We start from the raw sequence: 20,750 nt of genomic DNA, 5'->3' as shown, positions 1-20,750 counted from the left end.
AATACGATCTTTAGAAGCTAGTATGAAGCATAGGAATTAAATTACTTGTATCACATCCGGTGTTTATTTGAATTTCAAACAGAGCTATCGCCTCAAAGAGGCCAACGTTACAAGCTGAATAAGCAATCACCCAGAATATTAACTGCCGACTTAAAGATAAGCGTGGGGTAAATCAATTAAAAAGAAAAGCTACTAACCCAATGTTTATTTTCGAGACTAATAATATCCTTCTTGAGTATTTTATACAAAGGGCTGTGCTACACCTAATTAAAAATATCAATTGTAAAAAGAATACACATTTATCATCAGCAACGCGTAATAAATATCTCCTTAGTACAGGTAGTGAACTACTTATCCCTTATCCACTCGGATCTCACGCCCAATAAATACTTCATTCTTGTAAGGCTGCCAAGCTTGTGAATATCACGTATCAAATCTGTGCATAGAATGACTGAAAATACACGAGTATAAAAAATAAACGACATTGCCACTTAACCATCAACTGCTACGCGCAGCTTATGCAGGGCTATTTTTTCTCTTAACTCCATGAAAAAAATAGCAAATAGTGGGTTATCCACAGAATTTGTCCTTGCTTACTATCACTACTATCTTTCTAAATAAATATATTAATAATAAATAATGTGATCAACACTCATAGGGAGATTTGTTGTTTATTTGGATTCAGTAGGAATTTGTCTGATTTTCGCTTACCTGGCCCTATTATTGCTTTTCATGCATGGAAGCCCCCCCTTAGCCTACTTTTAACCCTAAATAGCTATCAGATGAATTGACAATCTAAAGTGGGTCACCTAAGATACTGCCTCTTAAACGGTAACAGTTTCCAAAGACGGTACGGTCAGAATTATGAAAAGAACATATCAACCCAGTAACCTAAAGCGAAAAAGAACGCACGGATTTAGAGCTAGAATGGCTACCAAAAACGGTCGTCTAATACTTAAGCGACGACGCGCTAAAGGCCGTTTGCGCTTAACAGCCTAGATTTTAGGTATTTTTTTAAATTTGATAACAAATAACCGGCTTTTCAAGGCTAGAAGGCTAGGTAATTCAGAAGATTTTAAGCAGGCTTTCCAATTGGGTAAAAAGCTTCGGCAAGGTTGTTTAACGACCTATACGAAGCCTAATGACCATGGATATGCGCGCTTAGGGTTGGCTATTGCGAAAAAAGTAGTTTCTACTGCAAGCGCTAGGAATTGGGTTAAACGAACCATTCGCGAGAGCTTTAGACTGAACCAGGGGTCCTTACCTCATTTAGATATCGTTATAACCGTCACAAGCCAGTGCCTCACTAATAAACAGATTTTGCAGTGTGATTTAGATAAACAATGGTCAAGGTTAATGATTTATTACAAAAAAGCCTGATCTTTTTATTGCAGGTTTATCGTTATTTAATCAGCCCATTATTAGGGCATTCCTGTCGTTTTTATCCAAGCTGTTCTAACTATGCACAATTAGCAATCCAGCAGTACGGTAGTTATGTAGGTCTAAGGATGACAATAAAACGATTACTATGTTGTCATCCATGGCATCCGGGCGGTTATGATCCTGTCCCACAATCCTTAAAATCACCCACAATAAAGAGTTAACTTATGGAACTGGCTCGTGTTTTCTTATTAGGCGCCTTATTTCTAATCGCATTTATGCTGTGGAATGCCTGGCAAAATGAATACCCTAATACTCAGGCACTAAAAGCGCCAACGCCAGTGGTAGAAAAGCACGTTGCGGCGGAGATGAGGAAACTACCTGACGCTCAAGTAGATGAAGGGCAAACGACGGGCCAGGGGCAACGTTTTATACACGTTAAAACCGATGCTTTAGATGTTGTCATCGATACTCAGGGAGGAAACATCGTTCAAGCGAACCTTTTAAACTACCCAGAGCATGCCAACGAGGCAAATTCTCAGCCTTTTCAATTACTCAGTAATAATCCAGATAGCTACTATGTTGCACAAAGTGGGATAGCAGGCTCTGATAAACCGACGCTTCAGTATAAAAGCGCGCAAATAAATTACAATTTAAGCGCTGATCAATCTGAACTAGATGTTAATTTACTCTGTACTAGCTGCGGGAATGTCGCTATTCAGAAACAGTTTGTTTTCAAGCGAGGTGATTATCTCGTTCCTATTAATTACCAGATAAATAATCATAGCAATACCCTGTGGAAAGGGCAGCTCTATACACAGTTTCAGCAAAAAAAACGTGTTCCTGCCCATAGCCTGTTTAATATTAGTTCTTATATAGGCGGAGCAATTTCTACCCAGGAAAAACCCTATCAAAAAGTTAGCTTTGATAAAATGGGTGATGGGATTTCTATGGCGACAGAAAACGGCTGGGTCGCTATGTTGCAGCATTATTTCATTAGTGCTTGGGTTCCACCGGCGGGGCTATACCATTTTTATAGTTATGGAAAGGATAATAATTATACCTTGGGTATGTTAGGCAATCCTTTTCAGGTTGAGCCGGGGGCGCAATATACCGCTCAAGCTAAACTTTATTTGGGTCCAGAAAGCATGGACCGCCTAAAAGCAGTTGCCCCTCATCTCGATTTAACCGTTGATTATGGCATTTTATGGTTTATTTCAATGGCTCTCTTTTGGCTATTGAAGCATATCCACCGGGTGGTGGGTAATTGGGGTTGGTCCATTGTTATTGTGACGGTGCTTATAAAATTAGCGTTTTATCATTTGTCGGCTAAGAGCTATCGTTCTATGGCGGCAATGCGCAACCTACAGCCTCGTTTAAATGCACTTAAGGAACGCTATGCAGACGATAGACAGAAGCTAACCCAAGCGACAATGGAGCTCTATAAGGCTGAGAAAGTGAACCCTCTAGGAGGCTGTTTGCCTATCTTAGTGCAGATCCCTGTCTTTATTGCGCTCTATTGGATGCTTTTAGAAAGCGTTGAATTACGCCAAGCACCGTTTATTTTATGGATACATGATCTATCAACCAAAGACCCCTATTATATTTTACCTATTTTGATGGGTATCACGATGTTTGTGCAGCAGCGTTTAAATCCGCCACCACCGGACCCTACGCAAGCAAAAGTAATGCAGTTTTTACCTATTCTCTTTACAGCCTTGTTTTTAAATTTCCCAGCCGGGCTGGTGTTGTATTGGGTCGTCAATAATACGCTTTCAATATTGCAGCAATGGTACATTACGCGCAGAATGGAACTACAATTTAATCAAAAAAATCTAAAAAAGCGTTAACATTGAGTCAATTATCCAATTTTGAAGAAAAAGGTCTAGATACCATCGCTGCCATTGCTACCCCTTCAGGACGAGGGGGAATTGGGGTTGTTCGTCTTTCTGGACCCGATACACCCACGATTGCAGCCGCTTTACTGGGTCACTTACCTAAACCTCGGTATGCCGAATATCTGAGCTTTCTGGAAGCCGATGGAACGGCTATAGATGAAGGTCTTGCGCTTCATTTTCCAGCCCCTCATTCCTTTACGGGAGAGCATGTTTTAGAACTACAAGGGCATGGAGGTCCCATTATCCTGGATTGCTTACTGAAGCGAGTTTTAAAATTAGGAGCACGGTTAGCACGGCCCGGCGAATTTTCAGAACGTGCATTTTTAAATAATAAATTAGATCTGATTCAAGCAGAAGCGATTGCTGATTTAATTGATGCAGAGTCAGAGCAATCAGCGCGGGCTGCCGTACGTTCTCTACAAGGGGAATTTTCCAAACTTATTAATGGGATGGTAGAGACCCTCATTGCTTTGCGCATGTATTTAGAAGCAGCTATTGATTTTTCGGATGAAACCATTGATTTTTTAAATGACTCGGATGTACATAAAAAATTAAATACAATTTTATTAGAGATTAGAAAAATAAAGCAGGCGGCTAAACAGGGGGCGTTGTTACAAGAAGGCATGCAACTTGCTATTGTCGGCCCACCTAATGCCGGTAAATCGAGTTTATTGAATAAACTAAGCGGTCAAGGTTCCGCTATTGTTACTTCGGTTGCGGGAACAACACGGGATGTTATTCGAGAAAAAATAGTTATTGATGGTCTCTCAATACAACTTGTAGATACAGCAGGGTTAAGGAAAACAGAGGATGAAATTGAACAGGAAGGTATAAAAAGAAGTTTATCTGAAATAAAAAAAGCGGATCGTGTTTTATATGTTGTTGATAGCACGTTGATGTCGCTCGACGATCTGGAATCATTATATCAAATAGATTTTTTAAAAAATTTATCACTTAAGAAGCGTTTGACGGTGATACGGAATAAAATAGACCTCTGTGGCGAAAAGGCGAATTTACGGCAAGAAGCCGATTTTGACGTGATCAGTTTATCGATAAAAACGGGTGAAGGTTTGTCACTGCTGAAGGATTATCTTAAAGTAAGTGTAGGCTATCATGGTGCATTACAAGGTAACTTTAGTGCAAGACGTCGACATTTACAGGCACTCGATAATGCTGAAAAGGCACTTTCTGATGGGCTGCAGAAATTAGTGACGTATCAATATCCAGAGTTATTGGCCGAAGATCTTGTTATTGCACAAAATCACTTAAATGAAATTACAGGAAAATTTACGGCAGAAGATCTATTAGGAAAAATTTTTTCTAGTTTTTGTATTGGAAAATAACAATTTATTTATCGAAATAATAGATTAATTTATAATAAATAAAATTTATTAATGAGTTATAGTTGTTAATTAAAATAAAAAAGTTTAAATTATTATCTGAATAATTAATAACAGAGTTATTTATGAAAACAGCTAAATTTTTTAAGAAGACAGGTAAAATTGTAGGTGAGACAGCGGTTGGTGCTGTTGCTGTTGGTGCCGTGACTGCTGCTTTTCCTCCTGCTGTAATTCCAGGTATTGCTGTCGGTGCTGTTCTTGGAGGGGTAGTGGGATTTTCTGGAGCGACTTGTTGCCTTAGTCTTACTAGAAACGCCTGCAATACCTCATTTACATGTTAACTCCTTGATAGCCGCTAATACTTGTTTAGGTTTTAATTGTTTTAAACAATTAAAATGGACTAGTGGGCATTCTCGCTGAAAACAAGGACTACAGGAAAGATTGAGCAATAATATACGTTTGCAGTTTGTTAACGGTGGCGTGAACTCCGGACTGCTAGAACCGTATAAAGCAATCAATGGTCTGTTTAATGCCGCTGCACAGTGCATTAAGCCAGAATCATTGCTGATGACTACATTAGCCAGTGACAAAATATCAATGGCTTGTGTTAATGAAGTTTTACCAATGAGATCAATACATCTATTTTCAGTTAATTTTTGTATAGATTGAGCAGCCGATTGATCACTCTTCGAACCTAATAGACAAACTTGCCAACCTTCTTTGTGTTTTGTATTAGCTACTTCAGCAAAATGTTCAGTAGGCCAGCGCTTGGCAGGCCCATAAGCGGCACCAGGACAGAGTACAAGAAGTGGTTTTTCTGAAAGCGATAGAGATAGATTGGTTAAGGTATTTTTTACTTGTGTTGTATTCGTTTGTAAATGAGGCTTATAAGGTTCCCAGGGAATTATTTCATTAGTAAAGGGAGATATTCCCCCTAATGCCAGAAAGCGTTGCACCATTAACGGGAATTTTTTTTTATTTAATACTTGCCAATCATTTAATAAGCCAAAACGCATTTCTCCTCGCCAGCCTGTTCGTAAGGGGATACGTGCAGCAAAAGGAATAATGGCTGATTTCCAAGAATTAGGTAGAACAATCGCCTGATCGTAGGATTCATTTCTGAGTGATTTTCCAATTTGCCAACGTCGTTTCAGTTGAAATTGGGAATGGCCTAGCGGCATATCCATTATTTTATTGATTTCTGGCATTGCCGAAAGTAAGCCATGGCTCCAGTGCGGGGCTATAATATCGAGTGTTTTTTCAGGGTCTTGTTGTTTTAGGTATTTAAATAAAGCTTGTGCAATGATAATATCGCCAATCCATGCGGGACTGATAATAAGGATCTTTTTAGAATTAACCGTGCTTGAAAAGTTGATCATATTCCCTGAATCTTGGTCTTTGTCATGACGACAAAAACCCAGTTTTTGCATAAATTCAGCAAGAAATCGCATGAATTATTAATTTACTTTGTCCTGTAAAAAGTACTCCGTACCACAATAGGGGCAAGTCACATGACCCGTTTTTGTGATGGGTAGATATACCCTGGGGTGTGCATCCCACAATCGATTGCTTGGTAAGGGGCAAGAAAGGGGTAGTGTTTTTGGGGTAATTTCATAGTAGTGTTTGGTGCTACTACGTGATAATGGCTTAGACATGATAAAACCTTAAAAATACTTCATTATTATTCTGCCAGTTTCATGCTAGACTGTATAGGTATTTACGTTTATTTTATAGTATAAATAGACCCATTTTAATAATGGCCTAATGGCGTTTCCACTTATCATAAGTCTTAAAATTGAGGATTAAAGCTTTCCTAAAGGCGTAGGAATTTTAAAAAATTTTTCCTTAGCTATAACTTATTTTTCTGCAAAAGAAAAATTTATTGAGAAGTTAGTAATGGTAGTATTCCAAGACCTAAAGCGTCATATAAAAAATATCAATAATAAAAGCGAACCTTCAGGTATTTATCCTATAAAGTCAGCTGCTGAGTTGTTAGATACAAAAGACAATCAGGTATTTCTTCGAACTATCAAATTATTAATTAAACCCTCACGACGATTCGATGATTTTTATTTACCCGTTATCGAAAAATTTGCTGAGTTTGTGCAAACAATTCCTGAAAACGAACGTAGCTTTTTTGGTCAACAAACCGATTTTTTATCTCATGGTTTGGAGCGAGTTTCAAGAGTACTGTCTTTATGTTTAGCACATTTTTTTCCTAAACAGGCAGATTTTTCTGCGATTTCTAAATACGATGCATTGTGGATTTATGCGACTTTTACGGCGGCATTATTCTTGGATATAGGAAAAATCGCTGTAAAATATACCGTTATGCTTTACCACGAAAAGGCCTACCCACTTAAAAAATGGGATCCTTACACAAGCGCTATGTTAGGCCAAGGAAGTTATTATAAATTTGATTATATTAAAGAAAATTTTAATAACCTACGCCATTTTATAACACCTATTCTCGCACGTCAGATATTGGATAGTGTGGGATCGTCTTCAGAGAAAGGATTTAATTGGATAGCGAGTGATCCCGAAGTACTAGAAGTTTGGTTTGCTTTATTGGCGGGAGAAGAAGAGCGTATCCCAATGACCTCTTTTATGTCTGTGATTCCTCAGGCTGAGATAGGAATAATAGAAAACTATAGAAAAAAAGCGAATATGTCGCTGACAGACCCAGCAGGCGAAGCATTTTTGGAGTGGCTACGTAAAGAAATTAAGGAAGGACGAATTGATATTAATTCAATGGATGATAAGTTACGTGTAAAAGAAAAAGAAATTATTTTATCGAGTGTTCTTTTTCAACAATTTGCGAATGCTAATGCTACCCATAAGCATCCAGAAATTATAGAAAGACAATTTATTGATATTGCTAAACTTTATCAAATACCTATTAGTGAATTAGATCAGCGTAGCAGAGCACATGGGGGAATATCTGGAATCAGTGATTTTTCTAAAAGATATAGAACGATGGGTGGTATAGCGGCTATTCAGGATAATGTAAAAACATCGCATCGTTTTTTAAAAGGAGGGATTGGATTGCTTGCACTGATTACTTCATCGCCATTACATAAAGTAACGCCCTCAGGATTAACTGAAAAAAATATAATAAAACCGCCCATCTCCCCTAACCCAACCACTTAATTTTCTAAATGGCAACCTACGTTATTGGTGATATTCAGGGTTGTTTTGATCCGTTTATTCGTTTGTTAGAAAAAATTAACTTTAATTCCAATCAAGATTGTTTGTGGTTAACAGGCGATTTGGTTAATCGGGGTCCTGCTTCTTTAGAAGTACTTCGTTTTGTTAAATCGTTAAAACATAGCCAAGTTGTTTTAGGTAATCATGATTTACATTTTTTATCAGTGCTTTACCGTAAAGCAAGTTTGGACCGACAAGATACCTTAGCACCTATTTTGACTGCATTGGATAAAGAAGACTTAGGTACTTGGTTGCGCCATAGACCCTTGTTGCACCATGATGCAAGCTTAGGGGTTATCTTGGTACATGCGGGGTTACCGCCGCAATGGGATCTTAATAAAGCACTACAATGTGCACATGAACTTGAGGAGGTGCTGAGAAATGAGCATTATCTTGAGTTTTTTGCCAATATGTATGGCGATGTACCCAGCCGATGGAGTGATGTGCTGGAAGGTTGGGATAGACTGCGTGTGATCACGAATTGTTTTACGCGGTTACGCTTTTGTGATGTAGAAGGAAATTTAGATCTAGCTAATAAAGGGAACATAGCAAAAGAAAATTATTTTCCTTGGTTTAAAGTACCGCATCGGCGTAGTAAAAATTTAAAAATAATATTTGGGCATTGGGCGGCATTAGCTGGAAAAACGGATGATCCAAATATCATTGCATTAGATACGGGCTGCGTATGGGGAAATTGTCTAACGGCAATGTGCTTAGAGGATGGCAGGAAATTTTCTGTCAGTTGTTAAACTAATAAAAATAACTCTATTTTCTAAAAATAACGTCAATTCAAAAAATAGAGTTACGGTAGTCTAGTAAATGAAATTAGCTATTAGAACTACGGGGCGTATCATAATCATTTCCTTTTTCATAAAAATTAGAATTACTAGGCGATAAAGGCTTATAAAATGGATGGTGATTTCCATTTGTTTTTTTGCTTATATCATCCTTTGAGCTTTTAAATAACATAAAATTAGCGAGTTGTTTTTGTTCGGGTGTTTTCAAGGTGGAACTTGCAATTGGTAATAAACCTTTTTCTGTTTCATCTAGGTTGTCTACTGATTCCGCGTGGTTATAACTATTTGCGCTTTCTTTGTTGTTTGTTTTTCGGAAGCAACAGTTCCCTATTGTGAGTATTAGAGCGATAGCCAGTGTACCCATTAGTCCAGCAGCCGCGTATAAGAAGGAAGTTGGTATTGCGCTTGCGGTAGAAACCGAGTTGTCAAATTGTTCACTCGGTAACGCTGGAAGCGTTGTATTGTACATACTGCCCATATCACTTGTTAACAATTTTCCGCTTTCGTTGATTGATTGGCTGATTAGTGACGTTACTGTTGATGTAATAGCAGTTAAACCCGCAGCGATCTGGGTAGCATTTAGTGAAGCATTTGAGCTCGGGGTAGAGAATGGCTGCTTAGACATTTCAGTGGATTGTGTTGAAACTGTAGGCAGGTTACGAGGCAAGTTACGTTTTATTGGCTCAGAATTATATATGGGAATAGGTAGTCCAGGCATCCAACGTTTGACTCGATTTCCTAAATTTCTAGTTACTTTTGTAGAATTTTTTTTTGGATATTTATTTGAATTAGGCATAATTTCCTTTTTTTTATTTTTTTTAATATAGCTAACTTAATATTTTATAATATCAAGAGCGGATGGATTATAGGTTTTTAATCTTAAGAAGGCACGAAAAAAATCTTTTGTTTTATAAATTAAATAATTAATTAACGTATTAATTTGTTATTTAAATGTAGATGATTTATAAGATTTTAAATAAAAAATTAGCCAGTTAATTATTAATTAAAGCAATGTCGTTTTAATCAGAACAATGTTTAGAGGAAGTTATAAAAAGAGTTCCTGAGCTGGAATTAGGATAAAAAACATTTTTTACGTGGTAGTTTTCTAAGTCTCTCTGTAATAAGTTATTAGCAGGGATTGCGTAATTAGAATGTGATTTTTTTAGTGGTTCAAACTGTAAATGCCATGTTTTTTGATATTGAACGAGACCTAACCATAGCGTAAGGCCATTGTTAAAGCGATGTGTTTTCCATAGCTTTAAAACTAACAAATGATGTGTTGCCGGAAAATATTTACTCATTATTAAATCGGGTTTTTTTCCTGCATTGGATGAAATAAATAAGGGAACTTCCGGATCATGCTGACGCAGACTTAAGTGGTAAATAGTTGTCAGCAGTCTTTTTTCAGGTAGTGTGCGCCAACCATGTTTTTCTAAGCTATGTTGAATGCTAGCGTGTTTATCTGCCCATTGAATGTTTAAAATTTCTATTGATCTGCCAAAACGATTCATTAAATAAGTAGGTTTTTCTTGTTTAGCTTGTTTCCACCAGGTTTTTACATCCAATAGATTAGTAGGTGGCGAATAAAGTTGATAATTCTTTAATTGCTTGTGGTATTCATGAAAGAGATTAGCGGGCCATAAAATAAATAGAGTTACTAAGCCAATGATGCCTAGTTTAACAATAGAAATGGCATTCTCTTGTTTTTTTCGCCGGTAAGACAATGTTAATGCGGTAATAATACTAAGGCCTAGTAAAACTCCGCCTAAAACATCGCTTAACCAATGAGCGGTTAAATAAACACGTGAAAATATGATTAAAGAAATAACTAAGGTAGCTACCCCATAAATTAAGAGTCGAAGCCATTTTTTTGGATGTTCTAATGCCGTTAAGATCGCAAAAAAACCTAATAGTGAAACGCTACTTAAAGTGTGCCCACTTGGAAATGACGCGCCGGAAGGGGTGTGCATTAATCCAGTAGGACGCGGTATATGCAGCGCATATTTAAACAAATCGCCTAATCCATAACTTAAAAGTCCAACAAGGCCCCAGTGTAACGCGGTCCAAAAATTACGTTTTATTAGAAGTACCGCTAAAATAATTGCCCAGAAGCCTAATAATATACGAGGACTAAGCTCTGTCATGGCAACCAGAAACTTATCAAGCGTAGGTTGGCGAAGGCTATGCATGAAATAGTAAATGGGCTCATTAAAGTAAGTTGCTATGCCGTGATGAGCAACGCTAAAGGCTAGTAATAGAAAGCCGACAAAAGACAAAATGCAAATCAAAGCAAGCGTTAATTGTGTATGTGCTTGTGGTGTTCGTGGATCCATTAAGAATGAAGCGAGCGACCTAAGCCGCGCATGATGGCGCGTGAAATGCCACAAATGGGCCAATTGTTTATCGAGTAAACGGCTAAACCAGGCATAAGAGGATTTAATAAAAGAATATAACAACCAGAAAAATAACAGCAGTAAAACGACAAATAAGATGAGTTTAGTGGCCACTTCGGGTGGTAATTGTTGTGATGCTTGTCCTAGCAGGATACCAGGCAGCATATAGACCGGCGCCCAGGCAATCGCTGAGATAATATCCGCTGTGAGGAATTGGCGGTAAGTCATGTGGACCATTCCCGCAATAAATGGTAGGACAGCACGAATAGGGCCTATAAAGCGTCCAATAAAAATGCTTTTCCCGCCGTGTCTATCAAAAAAAGCTTCGCCTTTTTGTAGAAGTTTTGGATAACGCCGAAATAACCAGAATGTGGCGGTATGTTCATGATAATGACGCCCTGCCCAAAAGCTTAAAACATCACCTGTAATAGCGCCTGCAATGGCCCATAAAGTGATGCTTGTAAATGGCAAAACGCCAATACCAATTAAAGTCCCAATGGCTGTCATAAAGACGGTTCCAGGGATTAAAAGACCTAGAAACATCAGACATTCAAAAAGTGTAATAAAATAGGTAATGAAGCCAGCTAAAACCGGGTGAAGTTGTAGCCCGTCAAAAAAAGGTTTGATGCTCTCTAGGAGGGTCATTAGGCTACGTTTTCTCCTGCCGCTTGTTTATCGGCGTGATAGGAGGATCGCACTAAGGGTCCGCTTGCAACGCGTGTAAAGCCCATTTCTTTTGCTAGCTCACCCAGCGCTTTGAATTCTTGTGGCGTGACGTAACGTGCTACGGGGAAATGATGCCGACTGGGAGCAAGATATTGGCCTAAAGTAATCATATCAACGTCGTGTTTACGTAAGTCTGCCATGACTTCTTGAACTTCCTCAAGCGTTTCTCCCAACCCTAGCATGAGCCCCGATTTTGTTGGTATGCCTGGAAAACGTTTTTTAAATTCCTGTAATAAAGTTAATGACCAGGCATAGTCTGAGCCAGGACGTGCTTGTTTATATAAGCGAGGGATAGTTTCAATGTTATGGTTGAATACGTCAGGCAGTGCTGGCGCAATGGCATCTAAAGCGACTTCCATACGTCCTCTAAAATCTGGAACTAGCACTTCTATGGTGAGAGAGGGGCAGGCACGACGCAGCGCTTGTAGACAGGCGGTAAAGTGGCCGGCACCACCATCTCGTAAATCGTCCCTATCAACTGAGGTGATGACAACATAACGCAGTCCCATTTGTTTGACTGTTTTAGCTAAATTTTCTGGTTCATGTGGATCAAGGGGGTCAGGTCGTCCATGGCCCACATCACAGAATGTACATCGTCGGGTACACTTATCACCCATAATCATGAAGGTTGCTGTGCCATGACTGAAACATTCGCTTAGATTAGGGCAAGAAGCTTCTTCACACACGGTGTAAAGTCGATTTTCTCGTAACATACTTTTGAGTTGATCGACAGCAGGCGTGGTGGCCAGTTTGATGCGTATCCAATCTGGTTTACGCAGGGGTTCTGATGGCGCAATTTTAATGGGAATACGGGCCATTTTTGCAGCGCCGCGTTGTTTTTGACGTGGATCGAAGGTTTCCATATTTATTAAGTTGTATAATAAAAGGGTGATTCTAGCATAAGTGAACGATGCTTAATAATTAGCTTATAAGCTGACTAGCGTTAATCAATGCGTTTGGGAATAACTATCAATTTTAATACGTGTTTGTGCTTTTTTCGATTTAAAACTCTGCTTTTTTTTGCTGTGAAATAAGCTTAGTTTTTAGCTGCTGGCTAAACAGATCTGCTACCATTTCTAGGTTGCTTGGCCCACCTAATTCCGAAAGCTGAGTGACCGCTAGTTGGCTAAATCCACAAGGGTTTATTCCTAAAAATGGTTTTAGATCCATTGCGATGTTAAAGGCGATGCCATGATAGCAAAAACCACGTCGAATACGCAGGCCAATAGAAGCTATTTTGGCGCCATTAACATAAACACCAGGGGCATCTTTTCTTGTTTGCGCATGAATAGCATAGCCCGCAAGGAAGTCCATAACCGTTTCTTCGAGTAATGTAACAAGTGCCCGTACATTTAAGTTTAAGCGTCGAAGATTAAGTAGTGGGTAGACAACCAGTTGGCCCGGACCATGATAGGTTACTTGCCCTCCTCTATCCGTTTTTTCAACAGGAATAGCGCCAGGGTTGAGGATGTGTTCCAGTTTTGCGGCTTGTCCTAGCGTATAGACAGGCTTATGTTCAATCAGCCAAATTTCATCCGGTGTTTCAGTGGATCGTGTGTCAGTAAATAAGCGCATAGCTTGGCTTACACTGTTATATTCAGCTAACCGTAAAGGCCTTATGATAGGTTGTTCTATTTGCATATAAGCTAGGTTTTACTCAGAATCGCATTTTTTTCGTCAGATTTTAACTTTTATTTCTGCTAAAATTCTACTTTATGTTTTCAACAAGGGAAAAGGTTTATCATGAAATGGTTATTTGTTCTAGTTTTTTTCATGTTAGTTAGCCCTGCTTTTGCCATCGCCAATCCAGCGTCTGTTTATTGTGTGCAGCATGGAGGCAAATTGACAATAGTAAATAACAAAAATGGCCAAGTAGGTATATGCCTTTTTCCTGATCGTAGCTATTGCGAAGAATGGAGCTATATACGAGGAACCTGTAAACCAGGGGAGCGTTTTCTAGCTAAAAAAACAGCAAAATATAACTAAACTGCATGGAATAAATGAAAGATGGTAGATACAAAAAAGTTAAATTATTTGGAAAAAATGGGTATTGATGTATGGGTTCCAAGAGAGAAAAAGTCAGTGAAACAAACGAAGGCAAAGGATAGTCCTAAAAAGTTAGCTATAACGAGGGAAGAAAAAATTGCCACATTGGGTTGGGAGGCATTACAATTAGAGGTGGCGCGTTGCCAAGCGTGTGATCTTTATAAAACACGTACTAATCCTGTATTTGGCATAGGTAATCCGAATGCCGATTTATTAGTTATTGGTGAAGCGCCGGGTGCTAATGAGGATAAACAAGGAGAGCCCTTTGTAGGGCGAGGCGGGCAATTATTAACGAATATGTTGTTATCGATGGGTTTTAAGCGAGAAGACATTTACATCGCAAATATTTTAAAATCACGGCCTCCGAATAATCGAGATCCTTCTCCTGAAGAAGTGAAAGCGTGTACACCCTTCCTTTTAAGACAAATTAGCCTCATCCAGCCCAAATTAATTTTGGCGGTAGGGCGAATCGCCGCACATTTTTTATTAGCGACTAATGATAGTATGGGAAATTTACGTGGAAAACTATTTCATTATGGCGATCATAAAATTCCTTTACGTGTAACCTATCATCCCGCCTATTTACTTCGTGCGCCGCGTGAAAAAAGAAAAGCATGGCAGGATATGCAATGTATAAAAAAACAGCTGCAAGGAAGTCAGTAACTAAAAAAGAATCCGGATTTAGTTTGCTTGATTTATTATTTACGTTGGTTTTATTGAGTATTTTACTGAGCTTATCTTTCCCTGCTTACAAATATCTAATGGTTGAAATTCGCTTATTAACACTCACTGAGCGTATAACGTCGGCACTTAATTATGCTCGAAGTGAGGCTATAAGGCATCGAAGCATTGTTATACTTTGTCCTAGTAAGAATGGAAAAACGTGTAATGGGCAATGGCGTAATGGGTGGAACATTGTTTTAGGTAGGCATACAGAAAATTTTCCAGAAAATAGCTTATTACGTGTTTACCCCGCTTTAAATAAACATGAGTTTTTAATATGGCATGGTGCTGGTAGACGGGATTACGTACAATTAAACCCAGATGGATCGGCCTATGGGCATAACGGTAGTTTTGTTGTTTGTGTTAAGGTGTTGGCTACAAGTACAGTATGGTTAATTAAGGTGAGTGCAACAGGGAGAATAAGAATTGATAAGGGTTTAGGGTTACAAGGCAATTGTCACTATTAGCTTTGAGAATAAAAAATAGATAATGTATAAAGCCGATGGATGGTTCCTTATTTTGAATTATAAAATGGTTTATTTATGAGAAAAATAGTTGCGTTTAGTTTTTTTACGTCTATGAATGTTTATGCGGCTAATTCACTGGGCGAGTTATCCGATAAAATGATGTTGCCGCTCTCCGTATTAACCTCCGCGCTGTATAATATAAGTTTAGCAATAGGCATTGCTTTATTATTTGCTGCGTTGATTCAGTATAAAAACCGTAAAGATAATCCGGGACAAGTACCGATTAGTCGGCCCATTGCCTTATTAATATTTGGGGTAATTTTGATCGTATTACCCATTCTCGCAAAGTTCTCAGAGAGTGCGCATTTAGTTTCCAGAGTATCTTAAATGAAGATTTTAATTAGTAACGATGATGGTGTTCACGCACCCGGTATAAATATTTTAGCTAAGGCGTTAGGAAATATTGCAGAAATCACCGTAGTAGCACCAGACCGTGATCACAGCGGCGCCAGTAATTCATTGACCTTACAAAACCCGTTAAGAGTGAGAGAAATAGAGAAAGGGGTGTTTAGTGTTCAAGGAACCCCTACGGATTGTGTGCATTTGGCGTTAACGGGATTATTTAAAAAAGATGAGATGCCAGACTTAGTCGTATCAGGTATCAATGCGGGTTCTAATTTGGGAGATGATGTTTTTTATTCGGGGACCGTAGCTGCGGCAATGGAAGGTCGATTTATGGGTATCCCGGCTATTGCTTTTTCAATAGCCGGAGGCGAGCCTGCTTTCTATTCTACGGCAGCCGAAGTGGCCAAGCGCTTGGTACAACTTCTCTATAATAAACCTATTCCGGCTAAAACTATTTTAAACGTCAATGTTCCAGATGTCGCTTTTGAAGATTTAAAAGGGTTTACAGCAACACGTTTAGGTACGCGTCACATGGCTGATAGGATGGTGCCCAGCCAGGATCCACGTGGCCGTACGATTTATTGGATAGGGACATCAGGTAAAGAAAATGAGGCGGGGATGGGGACAGATTTTTATGCGATGAGTCATCAGGAAGTCAGTATTACACCCTTACAATTAGACTTAACCCACCACTCTGTGCGTGATAGTCTTGAAGATTGGGTTTCAGCGATAGATTAAATAAAAATGGAAAAGAAGCAGTTTTATCACTTATGATGTGAAATGAAGATTTTTTCTAAGCTATACGACAAAGTTCTGGTGTGGGCTAAACATAAACATGCGCCCACTTCCTTGTTCCTATTGAGCTTTTCTGAGTCATCTTTTTTCCCTATTCCCCCAGATGTTATGTTGGCGCCCATGGTATTGGCACGGCCAAACTGTGCTTTGCGTTATGCTTCATTGACCACGGTGGCTTCTGTATTAGGTGGTCTTTTTGGTTATTGGATAGGGACGGTAGCGTTTGACTGGATTTATCCCTACATTGTTCAATTTGGATATGAACATGCCTATCAGCAGATTGAGCATGGATTCAAAGCATGGGATTTTTGGATCCTTTTTTTAGCGGGATTTACGCCACTTCCTTATAAGCTATTTACTATCGCAGCTGGAACCTTGCATGTTGCGTTATTACCCTTTATCTTGGGATCTTTAGTGGGGCGCGGTGGGCGATTTTTTCTGGTGGCATTGCTTATTCGATGGAGTGGCGTGCATATTGATAAGCTATTACGCCATTATGTCGATCGAATATCTTGGTTTATCTTATTATTTGTAATTGCGGTATTCGTCTATCTTAAGTTTATGTCTTAGGTTTTTATAACTAAATAATAGACTCACAAAAATTCAAGTACGAAGTATAAGCTGATTTTTTTATGATAAGAGATTTGTCTCTTAGTCTTAGTTTAATGCGGAGATTAACTATGCGTAATGCGAGAAGGAGCAAAACGACTAAAGAGGTAAAAAAAAATAAAGAAAAACCTGCAAGTATGGAGGTTTTTGAAAATAAACCGGACGAGTTTTTAGTCAATAGAGAGGCGATAGCAGAAACAGAAGTGGAGGCGCCGCCTAGAGCACATAAGTATGCAAGGCGTGATGAAACCTTAGGCGCAACACAATTGTATTTGAATGAAATAGGATTTTCACCGTTATTAACGGCAGAAGAGGAAGTCTATTATTCTAGGCTCATTGCCAAAGGTGACCAAGACGCACGTAAACGTATGATAGAAAGTAATTTGCGTTTAGTTGTAAAAGTGGCACGTCACTATAATAATCGTGGATTGCAATTTTTAGATTTAATAGAAGAGGGTAATTTAGGTTTAATGCACGCGGTAGAAAAATTCGATCCGGAAAGAGGATTTCGTTTTTCTACCTATGCTGTATGGTGGGTTCGTCAAGCCATTGAACGAGCTATCATGAATCAGGCACGTACTGTCCGATTACCTATACATGTTGTAAAAGAGCTCAATGTTTATTTACAAGCAGCGCGAGAGCTCACGCAAAAGCTGGATCACAAGCCTACTGCCGATGAAATTGCGAAATGGTTAGATAGGCCTTTCGAAGAAGTTGAAAGGATGTTAGGTTTAAATGAACATATTACCTCTGTCGATGCACCAGCGAGTAGCGAAGCAGATAAGCCTCTTTTAGAGACTTTATCGGATAATCGTGAAAATGATCCAGAGCATATCTTAGAAGATGAAAACTTACGTAAAAGACTAGAAAATTGGTTAAAAGAGTTGACGACTAACCAACGTGAAGTGATTGCAAGGCGTTATGGTTTATTAGGCTGTGACCGTATGACCTTAGAAGAAGTTGGAGAAGTCATTGGTTTAACCAGAGAGCGGGTTCGCCAAATTCAGGTAGAGGGATTAAAGGCATTGCGAAAAATTATGGAAGAACAAGGATTTTCTGCAAGCTTATTATACGATAATTAAAATCAGTTGTTAGAATAATAATGTCGAAAAAAATAATTAAATTATTAATAAATTATAAATATAGTTTAACGTATATTGTTTTAATCGTTTTCATTAATACGTTATTTTCTTACATTCCTCTGACCAATGTATTTGGTTCAGAAGTGTCTCCTATGGATTGGACCGTGGGCGTTGTGTATGTGTTGCGTGATTTTGCTCAACGAGAGCTGCAACACAAAGTGATATTTGCCATGTTTATCGGTAGTATTTTGAGTTATGGATTAGCAAATAAGGCAATGGCGATTGCCAGTATGAGTGCATTTCTTATTGCGGAATTTATTGATTGGGCAGTTTATACCTTTACACGCCGCCCCCTTTCACAACGTATACTTTTATCGGCAAGTCTTAGCTCGCCTATCGATAGTGCGGTGTTTTTAGCTATTGTAAATCAATTTAATTGGCTGGGAGTTACTATCTTATCTTTAGCGAAAATAGCGGGTGTGTTCATTGTGTGGTACTGGTGGCGTGCTCGAGAGCGACGTATTGAGCCCTCGCCTATTTCATTAAAAGGTATTTAAGGTTTTTTTAATCGCCGCTATAGTAATGTTTTGTAAACTTTCTAATACGGCTATATCTATGTTTAAAGGTGGGAGCCAATAAAGCGTATTACCTAATGGACGTAACCATGCGCCTAACTTAACGGCTTCCTGGAATATTTGGTAACCGATACGCTGATTTTTTTGCGCTTCAGTTAAAACCAAATCAGCTGCTACGATGGCACCAATGACGCGAATATTGGTTAGCTTCCCTGTTATATCTGCTACTTCTTGCATGAGCGTTTTTAAAATGCTTTCTTTTTTTTGAACTTCCAAATAGATATTTTCTTCTTCTAGAACAGTTAAACATTCCAATGCCACGGCAGCGGCTAAAGCATTACCACTAAAGGTATGTGAATGTAGAAAGTTTTTTTCTATTGAATAATCATCGTAAAAAAGATTATAAATTTCAGTGCGCGTTAATACAGCGCTCATAGCTAGCCAACCCGATGTTAGGCCTTTGCTTAAACAAACAAAATCAGCCTGTATTTGCGCGTGCTCACAGGCTAAAGCAAATCCTGTTCTTCCCAGCCCGGTCATAATTTCATCGGCAATTAAATAAATACCCTGTGCCTGGGTCCATTTGCGAAGTCTACGCAAGAAGTCTTGGCTATAAAGCAACATACCTCCGGCACCCTGGATAATCGGCTCTACAATAATGGCTGCGAGCGTATCTGCTTGTTGTTCTAGCTGTTTTTCAATAGCAGGCCAGTAATCCGAGCAATCTTGCCATAAGGGGTCCTCACGTGAAGTGACATAAGGAAGGTTACAGATAAATTGAGGCTTTATCAGTTGAGATTCATACGGTTGGCGATAAAGACCTAGGTCACTTAGGCCGAGTGCCATAAAGGTTTCACCGTGATAGCCATTTTGTAAGGCCGTAAATTGCGTACGTTGCGAAAAACCTTTAATTTTCTGGGCATGTAGCGCCATTTTTAATGAAATTTCAACGGCAGAAGAGCCTTCGCTGGCGTAAAATACCTTATTTAGGCCTGGAGAAAGTCGGGCTAATTTCTCTGAGAGTTGGACAATAACCTCATGGGTACTATTTGCAAAAATGACGTGTTCAAAGCGATCGAGCTGTGTATGAAGCGCCTTTTTTAAGCGTGGATGGTTATGACCCAGTGATTTACACCACCAACTCGAGATGGCATCAATCAAGCGCCGTCCATCATCTAATTCAATAAAAGGGCCGTAGGCTTTGCTGACGACTAATGGGGGGAAGCTGAGATAATCCTTCATTTGAGAGCAAGGGTGCCAAATATGTTGGAGGTCTCGATTGATAAGATTCATAAAATAGGATAAAAGTAGGGTTTTTAAGGTAGCCCTCTAAAAGCTGGGAGGGAAGCTAGCATATTTTAAGAAAAATAAGAATTTTCAGAGAAACCCTTGTGAATAAAAAAAATAAAAAAGCGAGTCGCGTAAAAGCGTGTTTTAGAGCACTGCGCCCTTACCATGTCGCCAAAAATTTTTTATTATTTATTCCGCTCCTGGTCGGTCATCACTATTTTGATCAAACTTCTTTAAAAAATAGTTTTATTGGATTTTTAGTTTTTTGTTTATTAGCTTCCAGCGCCTATCTGATTAACGATCTCGTTGATTTAGAAAAAGACAAACAACATAGCAAAAAACAAAAACGTCCTTTTGCAGCTGGAGAGCTACCTCTGGTTGTTGGTTTTATTCTTGCGCCCTGCCTGCTAGGACTCGCATTAGGTATTTCGTTTTATTTACCGTTAAATTTTTTCCTGGGAGCGATTGCTTATTATTCATTAACGTTGCTGTACTCATTTTTCATTAAGAGGCAAAAATGGTTAGATGTCGTATTGTTAGCTGTTTTGTATTCTATACGGGTTTTTGCCGGGATGACTTTGGTTGAGAATGGCTATTCCTTATGGCTAATTGTTTTCGTGTTATTTTTCTTTTTTAACTTAGCTTTACTTAAACGTTACGCAGAACTTTACAGTGCAAAATTAGTAAATAAAGCGACTCTCATAGGTCGTGCTTATGGACTGACAGATAGTGCGAGACTGGTTTTCTGGGGGCATACGAGTGCGTACTTAGCTATTTTAACGTTTATTTTTTATATCCATTCAAATAAAGTTTTACTTCTCTATAAAACGCCTTTGTTATTGTGGTTGATTTGTCCTGGCTTGTTTGTTTGGCTTAGACGACTATGGTATTTCGCACAGCATGGGAGAATCCACGATGATCCGGTAGTGTTTACTGTGTTGGATAGATTTAGTTGGTTTATTATCGCTTTAATAGTGGTGATTAGTCTATGTGCATTACGGACTGCCGCATAGTTAT

The 20,750-nt window shown here is 38.8% G+C and carries 24 protein-coding genes; 16 read left to right on the top strand and 8 right to left on the bottom strand.

Annotated elements, in window-relative coordinates; all coding sequences use genetic code 11:
• The first annotated feature begins 864 nt into the window (after positions 1 to 864).
• From rpmH to mnmE, 5 genes are read left to right on the top strand one after another with little or no spacing between them, the layout of a single operon-like run.
• The gene (gene rpmH, locus KX723_RS09630; protein ID WP_126323453.1) at positions 865 to 999 is read left to right on the top strand and encodes a 50S ribosomal protein L34; all 135 of its coding nucleotides are present in this window, start codon (positions 865 to 867) and stop codon (positions 997 to 999) included.
• Between the two features lie 21 nt (positions 1,000 to 1,020).
• Positions 1,021 to 1,380: a ribonuclease P protein component gene (rnpA, locus tag KX723_RS09915; protein WP_218814109.1), complete on the top strand. Its 360-nt coding sequence runs from the start codon at positions 1,021 to 1,023 to the stop codon at positions 1,378 to 1,380.
• The gene (gene yidD, locus KX723_RS09620) at positions 1,344 to 1,604 is read left to right on the top strand and encodes a membrane protein insertion efficiency factor YidD (protein ID WP_218814108.1); all 261 of its coding nucleotides are present in this window, start codon (positions 1,344 to 1,346) and stop codon (positions 1,602 to 1,604) included. The genes rnpA and yidD overlap by 37 nt, the downstream gene beginning before the upstream one ends.
• A gap of 3 nt (positions 1,605 to 1,607) precedes the next feature.
• The gene (yidC, locus tag KX723_RS09615) at positions 1,608 to 3,230 is read left to right on the top strand and encodes a membrane protein insertase YidC (RefSeq protein WP_218814107.1); all 1,623 of its coding nucleotides are present in this window, start codon (positions 1,608 to 1,610) and stop codon (positions 3,228 to 3,230) included.
• A 2-nt stretch (positions 3,231 to 3,232) separates the two neighbouring features.
• On the top strand, positions 3,233 to 4,621 hold the full coding sequence (gene mnmE / locus KX723_RS09610) for a tRNA uridine-5-carboxymethylaminomethyl(34) synthesis GTPase MnmE (RefSeq protein ID WP_218814106.1): 1,389 nt from the start codon (positions 3,233 to 3,235) through the stop codon (positions 4,619 to 4,621).
• Between the two features lie 4 nt (positions 4,622 to 4,625).
• On the opposite strand, the gene KX723_RS09605 is transcribed toward mnmE, so the two are convergent.
• From KX723_RS09605 to KX723_RS09595, 3 genes are read right to left on the bottom strand one after another with little or no spacing between them, the layout of a single operon-like run.
• Positions 4,626 to 4,940, bottom strand: a complete 315-nt coding sequence (locus KX723_RS09605) for a hypothetical protein (protein WP_218814105.1) — start codon at positions 4,938 to 4,940, stop codon at positions 4,626 to 4,628.
• Between the two features lie 4 nt (positions 4,941 to 4,944).
• Positions 4,945 to 6,048 carry a lipopolysaccharide heptosyltransferase II gene (waaF, locus tag KX723_RS09600; RefSeq protein WP_246562459.1) on the bottom strand — a complete coding sequence of 368 codons (1,104 nt, stop codon included), beginning with the start codon at positions 6,046 to 6,048 and terminating at the stop codon, positions 4,945 to 4,947.
• Between the two features lie 27 nt (positions 6,049 to 6,075).
• Positions 6,076 to 6,273, bottom strand: a complete 198-nt coding sequence (locus tag KX723_RS09595) for a zinc-finger domain-containing protein (RefSeq protein WP_218814104.1) — start codon at positions 6,271 to 6,273, stop codon at positions 6,076 to 6,078.
• Between the two features lie 241 nt (positions 6,274 to 6,514).
• On the opposite strand from KX723_RS09595, the gene KX723_RS09590 reads away from it, so the two are divergent.
• Both KX723_RS09590 and KX723_RS09585 read left to right on the top strand, forming a co-directional pair.
• Positions 6,515 to 7,768 (top strand): TraI domain-containing protein, encoded by a 1,254-nt coding sequence (locus KX723_RS09590; protein WP_218814103.1) that lies wholly within the window; start codon positions 6,515 to 6,517, stop codon positions 7,766 to 7,768.
• A gap of 8 nt (positions 7,769 to 7,776) precedes the next feature.
• Positions 7,777 to 8,574, top strand: coding sequence for a symmetrical bis(5'-nucleosyl)-tetraphosphatase (locus tag KX723_RS09585; protein WP_218814102.1), 798 nt, complete (start codon positions 7,777 to 7,779; stop codon positions 8,572 to 8,574).
• Between the two features lie 76 nt (positions 8,575 to 8,650).
• Here the strand turns inward: KX723_RS09585 and KX723_RS09580 are convergent, their stop codons facing one another.
• The 4 genes from KX723_RS09580 to lipB form a co-directional block, all read right to left on the bottom strand.
• Complete coding sequence (locus KX723_RS09580) at positions 8,651 to 9,418, bottom strand: hypothetical protein (RefSeq protein ID WP_218814101.1); 768 nt, start codon at positions 9,416 to 9,418, stop codon at positions 8,651 to 8,653.
• A gap of 223 nt (positions 9,419 to 9,641) precedes the next feature.
• Positions 9,642 to 11,660 (bottom strand): bifunctional DedA family/phosphatase PAP2 family protein, encoded by a 2,019-nt coding sequence (locus KX723_RS09575; RefSeq protein ID WP_218814100.1) that lies wholly within the window; start codon positions 11,658 to 11,660, stop codon positions 9,642 to 9,644.
• Entirely contained in the window at positions 11,660 to 12,604 is a 945-nt protein-coding gene (gene lipA / locus KX723_RS09570; RefSeq protein WP_218814099.1) for a lipoyl synthase, read from the bottom strand. The genes KX723_RS09575 and lipA overlap by 1 nt, the downstream gene beginning before the upstream one ends.
• A gap of 139 nt (positions 12,605 to 12,743) precedes the next feature.
• Positions 12,744 to 13,382, bottom strand: a complete 639-nt coding sequence (lipB, locus tag KX723_RS09565; RefSeq protein WP_218814098.1) for a lipoyl(octanoyl) transferase LipB — start codon at positions 13,380 to 13,382, stop codon at positions 12,744 to 12,746.
• Positions 13,383 to 13,484: 102 nt separating this feature from the next.
• On the opposite strand from lipB, the gene KX723_RS09560 reads away from it, so the two are divergent.
• The 8 genes from KX723_RS09560 (at position 13,485) to KX723_RS09525 (ending at position 18,425) form a co-directional block, all read left to right on the top strand.
• Complete coding sequence (locus KX723_RS09560) at positions 13,485 to 13,727, top strand: putative hemolysin (RefSeq protein ID WP_218814097.1); 243 nt, start codon at positions 13,485 to 13,487, stop codon at positions 13,725 to 13,727.
• Between the two features lie 21 nt (positions 13,728 to 13,748).
• Positions 13,749 to 14,450, top strand: coding sequence for a uracil-DNA glycosylase (locus KX723_RS09555; RefSeq protein WP_218814096.1), 702 nt, complete (start codon positions 13,749 to 13,751; stop codon positions 14,448 to 14,450).
• Positions 14,417 to 14,977 (top strand): GspH/FimT family protein, encoded by a 561-nt coding sequence (locus KX723_RS09550; RefSeq protein WP_218814095.1) that lies wholly within the window; start codon positions 14,417 to 14,419, stop codon positions 14,975 to 14,977. Before KX723_RS09555 ends, KX723_RS09550 begins: the two co-directional genes overlap by 34 nt.
• A gap of 75 nt (positions 14,978 to 15,052) precedes the next feature.
• Positions 15,053 to 15,364, top strand: a complete 312-nt coding sequence (locus KX723_RS09545) for a hypothetical protein (protein ID WP_218814094.1) — start codon at positions 15,053 to 15,055, stop codon at positions 15,362 to 15,364.
• The gene (surE, locus tag KX723_RS09540; protein ID WP_218814093.1) at positions 15,365 to 16,120 is read left to right on the top strand and encodes a 5'/3'-nucleotidase SurE; all 756 of its coding nucleotides are present in this window, start codon (positions 15,365 to 15,367) and stop codon (positions 16,118 to 16,120) included.
• A gap of 42 nt (positions 16,121 to 16,162) precedes the next feature.
• Positions 16,163 to 16,747, top strand: a complete 585-nt coding sequence (locus KX723_RS09535; protein ID WP_218814092.1) for a YqaA family protein — start codon at positions 16,163 to 16,165, stop codon at positions 16,745 to 16,747.
• Positions 16,748 to 16,857: 110 nt separating this feature from the next.
• Positions 16,858 to 17,868: an RNA polymerase sigma factor RpoS gene (gene rpoS, locus KX723_RS09530; RefSeq protein ID WP_218814091.1), complete on the top strand. Its 1,011-nt coding sequence runs from the start codon at positions 16,858 to 16,860 to the stop codon at positions 17,866 to 17,868.
• A 20-nt stretch (positions 17,869 to 17,888) separates the two neighbouring features.
• On the top strand, positions 17,889 to 18,425 hold the full coding sequence (locus KX723_RS09525; RefSeq protein ID WP_246562458.1) for a hypothetical protein: 537 nt from the start codon (positions 17,889 to 17,891) through the stop codon (positions 18,423 to 18,425).
• Here the strand turns inward: KX723_RS09525 and bioA are convergent.
• On the bottom strand, positions 18,411 to 19,736 hold the full coding sequence (bioA, locus tag KX723_RS09520) for an adenosylmethionine--8-amino-7-oxononanoate transaminase (protein ID WP_218814090.1): 1,326 nt from the start codon (positions 19,734 to 19,736) through the stop codon (positions 18,411 to 18,413). The genes KX723_RS09525 and bioA overlap by 15 nt on opposite strands.
• Positions 19,737 to 19,834: 98 nt before the next feature.
• On the opposite strand from bioA, the gene KX723_RS09515 reads away from it, so the two are divergent.
• Positions 19,835 to 20,746 carry a UbiA family prenyltransferase gene (locus KX723_RS09515; protein ID WP_218814089.1) on the top strand — a complete coding sequence of 304 codons (912 nt, stop codon included), beginning with the start codon at positions 19,835 to 19,837 and terminating at the stop codon, positions 20,744 to 20,746.
• Positions 20,747 to 20,750: the final 4 nt, after the last annotated feature.

Origin of the sequence: Rickettsiella endosymbiont of Dermanyssus gallinae (assembly GCF_019285595.1) — a bacterium.
In the GTDB taxonomy this organism is placed as follows: Bacteria; Pseudomonadota; Gammaproteobacteria; order Diplorickettsiales; family Diplorickettsiaceae; genus Rickettsiella_B.
The sequence above is the reverse complement of the archived record's forward strand: the minus strand, read 5'-3'. Positions and strand labels throughout refer to the sequence as shown.

Excerpts from the sequence above, each read along its gene's own strand:
- rpmH (WP_126323453.1), top strand. The coding sequence starts at position 865 with ATGAAAAGAACATATCAACCCAGTAACCTAAAGCGAAAAAGAACGCAC.
- yidD (WP_218814108.1), top strand. The coding sequence starts at position 1,344 with ATGGTCAAGGTTAATGATTTATTACAAAAAAGCCTGATCTTTTTATTG.
- yidC (WP_218814107.1), top strand. The coding sequence starts at position 1,608 with ATGGAACTGGCTCGTGTTTTCTTATTAGGCGCCTTATTTCTAATCGCA.
- waaF (WP_246562459.1), bottom strand. The coding sequence starts at position 6,048 with ATGCAAAAACTGGGTTTTTGTCGTCATGACAAAGACCAAGATTCAGGG.
- KX723_RS09595 (WP_218814104.1), bottom strand. The coding sequence starts at position 6,273 with ATGTCTAAGCCATTATCACGTAGTAGCACCAAACACTACTATGAAATT.
- KX723_RS09590 (WP_218814103.1), top strand. The coding sequence starts at position 6,515 with ATGGTAGTATTCCAAGACCTAAAGCGTCATATAAAAAATATCAATAAT.
- KX723_RS09585 (WP_218814102.1), top strand. The coding sequence starts at position 7,777 with ATGGCAACCTACGTTATTGGTGATATTCAGGGTTGTTTTGATCCGTTT.
- KX723_RS09580 (WP_218814101.1), bottom strand. The coding sequence starts at position 9,418 with ATGCCTAATTCAAATAAATATCCAAAAAAAAATTCTACAAAAGTAACT.
- KX723_RS09575 (WP_218814100.1), bottom strand. The coding sequence starts at position 11,660 with ATGACCCTCCTAGAGAGCATCAAACCTTTTTTTGACGGGCTACAACTT.
- lipA (WP_218814099.1), bottom strand. The coding sequence starts at position 12,604 with ATGGAAACCTTCGATCCACGTCAAAAACAACGCGGCGCTGCAAAAATG.
- lipB (WP_218814098.1), bottom strand. The coding sequence starts at position 13,382 with ATGCAAATAGAACAACCTATCATAAGGCCTTTACGGTTAGCTGAATAT.
- KX723_RS09560 (WP_218814097.1), top strand. The coding sequence starts at position 13,485 with ATGAAATGGTTATTTGTTCTAGTTTTTTTCATGTTAGTTAGCCCTGCT.
- KX723_RS09555 (WP_218814096.1), top strand. The coding sequence starts at position 13,749 with ATGGTAGATACAAAAAAGTTAAATTATTTGGAAAAAATGGGTATTGAT.
- KX723_RS09550 (WP_218814095.1), top strand. The coding sequence starts at position 14,417 with ATGTATAAAAAAACAGCTGCAAGGAAGTCAGTAACTAAAAAAGAATCC.
- KX723_RS09545 (WP_218814094.1), top strand. The coding sequence starts at position 15,053 with ATGAGAAAAATAGTTGCGTTTAGTTTTTTTACGTCTATGAATGTTTAT.
- surE (WP_218814093.1), top strand. The coding sequence starts at position 15,365 with ATGAAGATTTTAATTAGTAACGATGATGGTGTTCACGCACCCGGTATA.
- KX723_RS09535 (WP_218814092.1), top strand. The coding sequence starts at position 16,163 with ATGAAGATTTTTTCTAAGCTATACGACAAAGTTCTGGTGTGGGCTAAA.
- rpoS (WP_218814091.1), top strand. The coding sequence starts at position 16,858 with ATGCGTAATGCGAGAAGGAGCAAAACGACTAAAGAGGTAAAAAAAAAT.
- KX723_RS09525 (WP_246562458.1), top strand. The coding sequence starts at position 17,889 with ATGTCGAAAAAAATAATTAAATTATTAATAAATTATAAATATAGTTTA.
- bioA (WP_218814090.1), bottom strand. The coding sequence starts at position 19,736 with ATGAATCTTATCAATCGAGACCTCCAACATATTTGGCACCCTTGCTCT.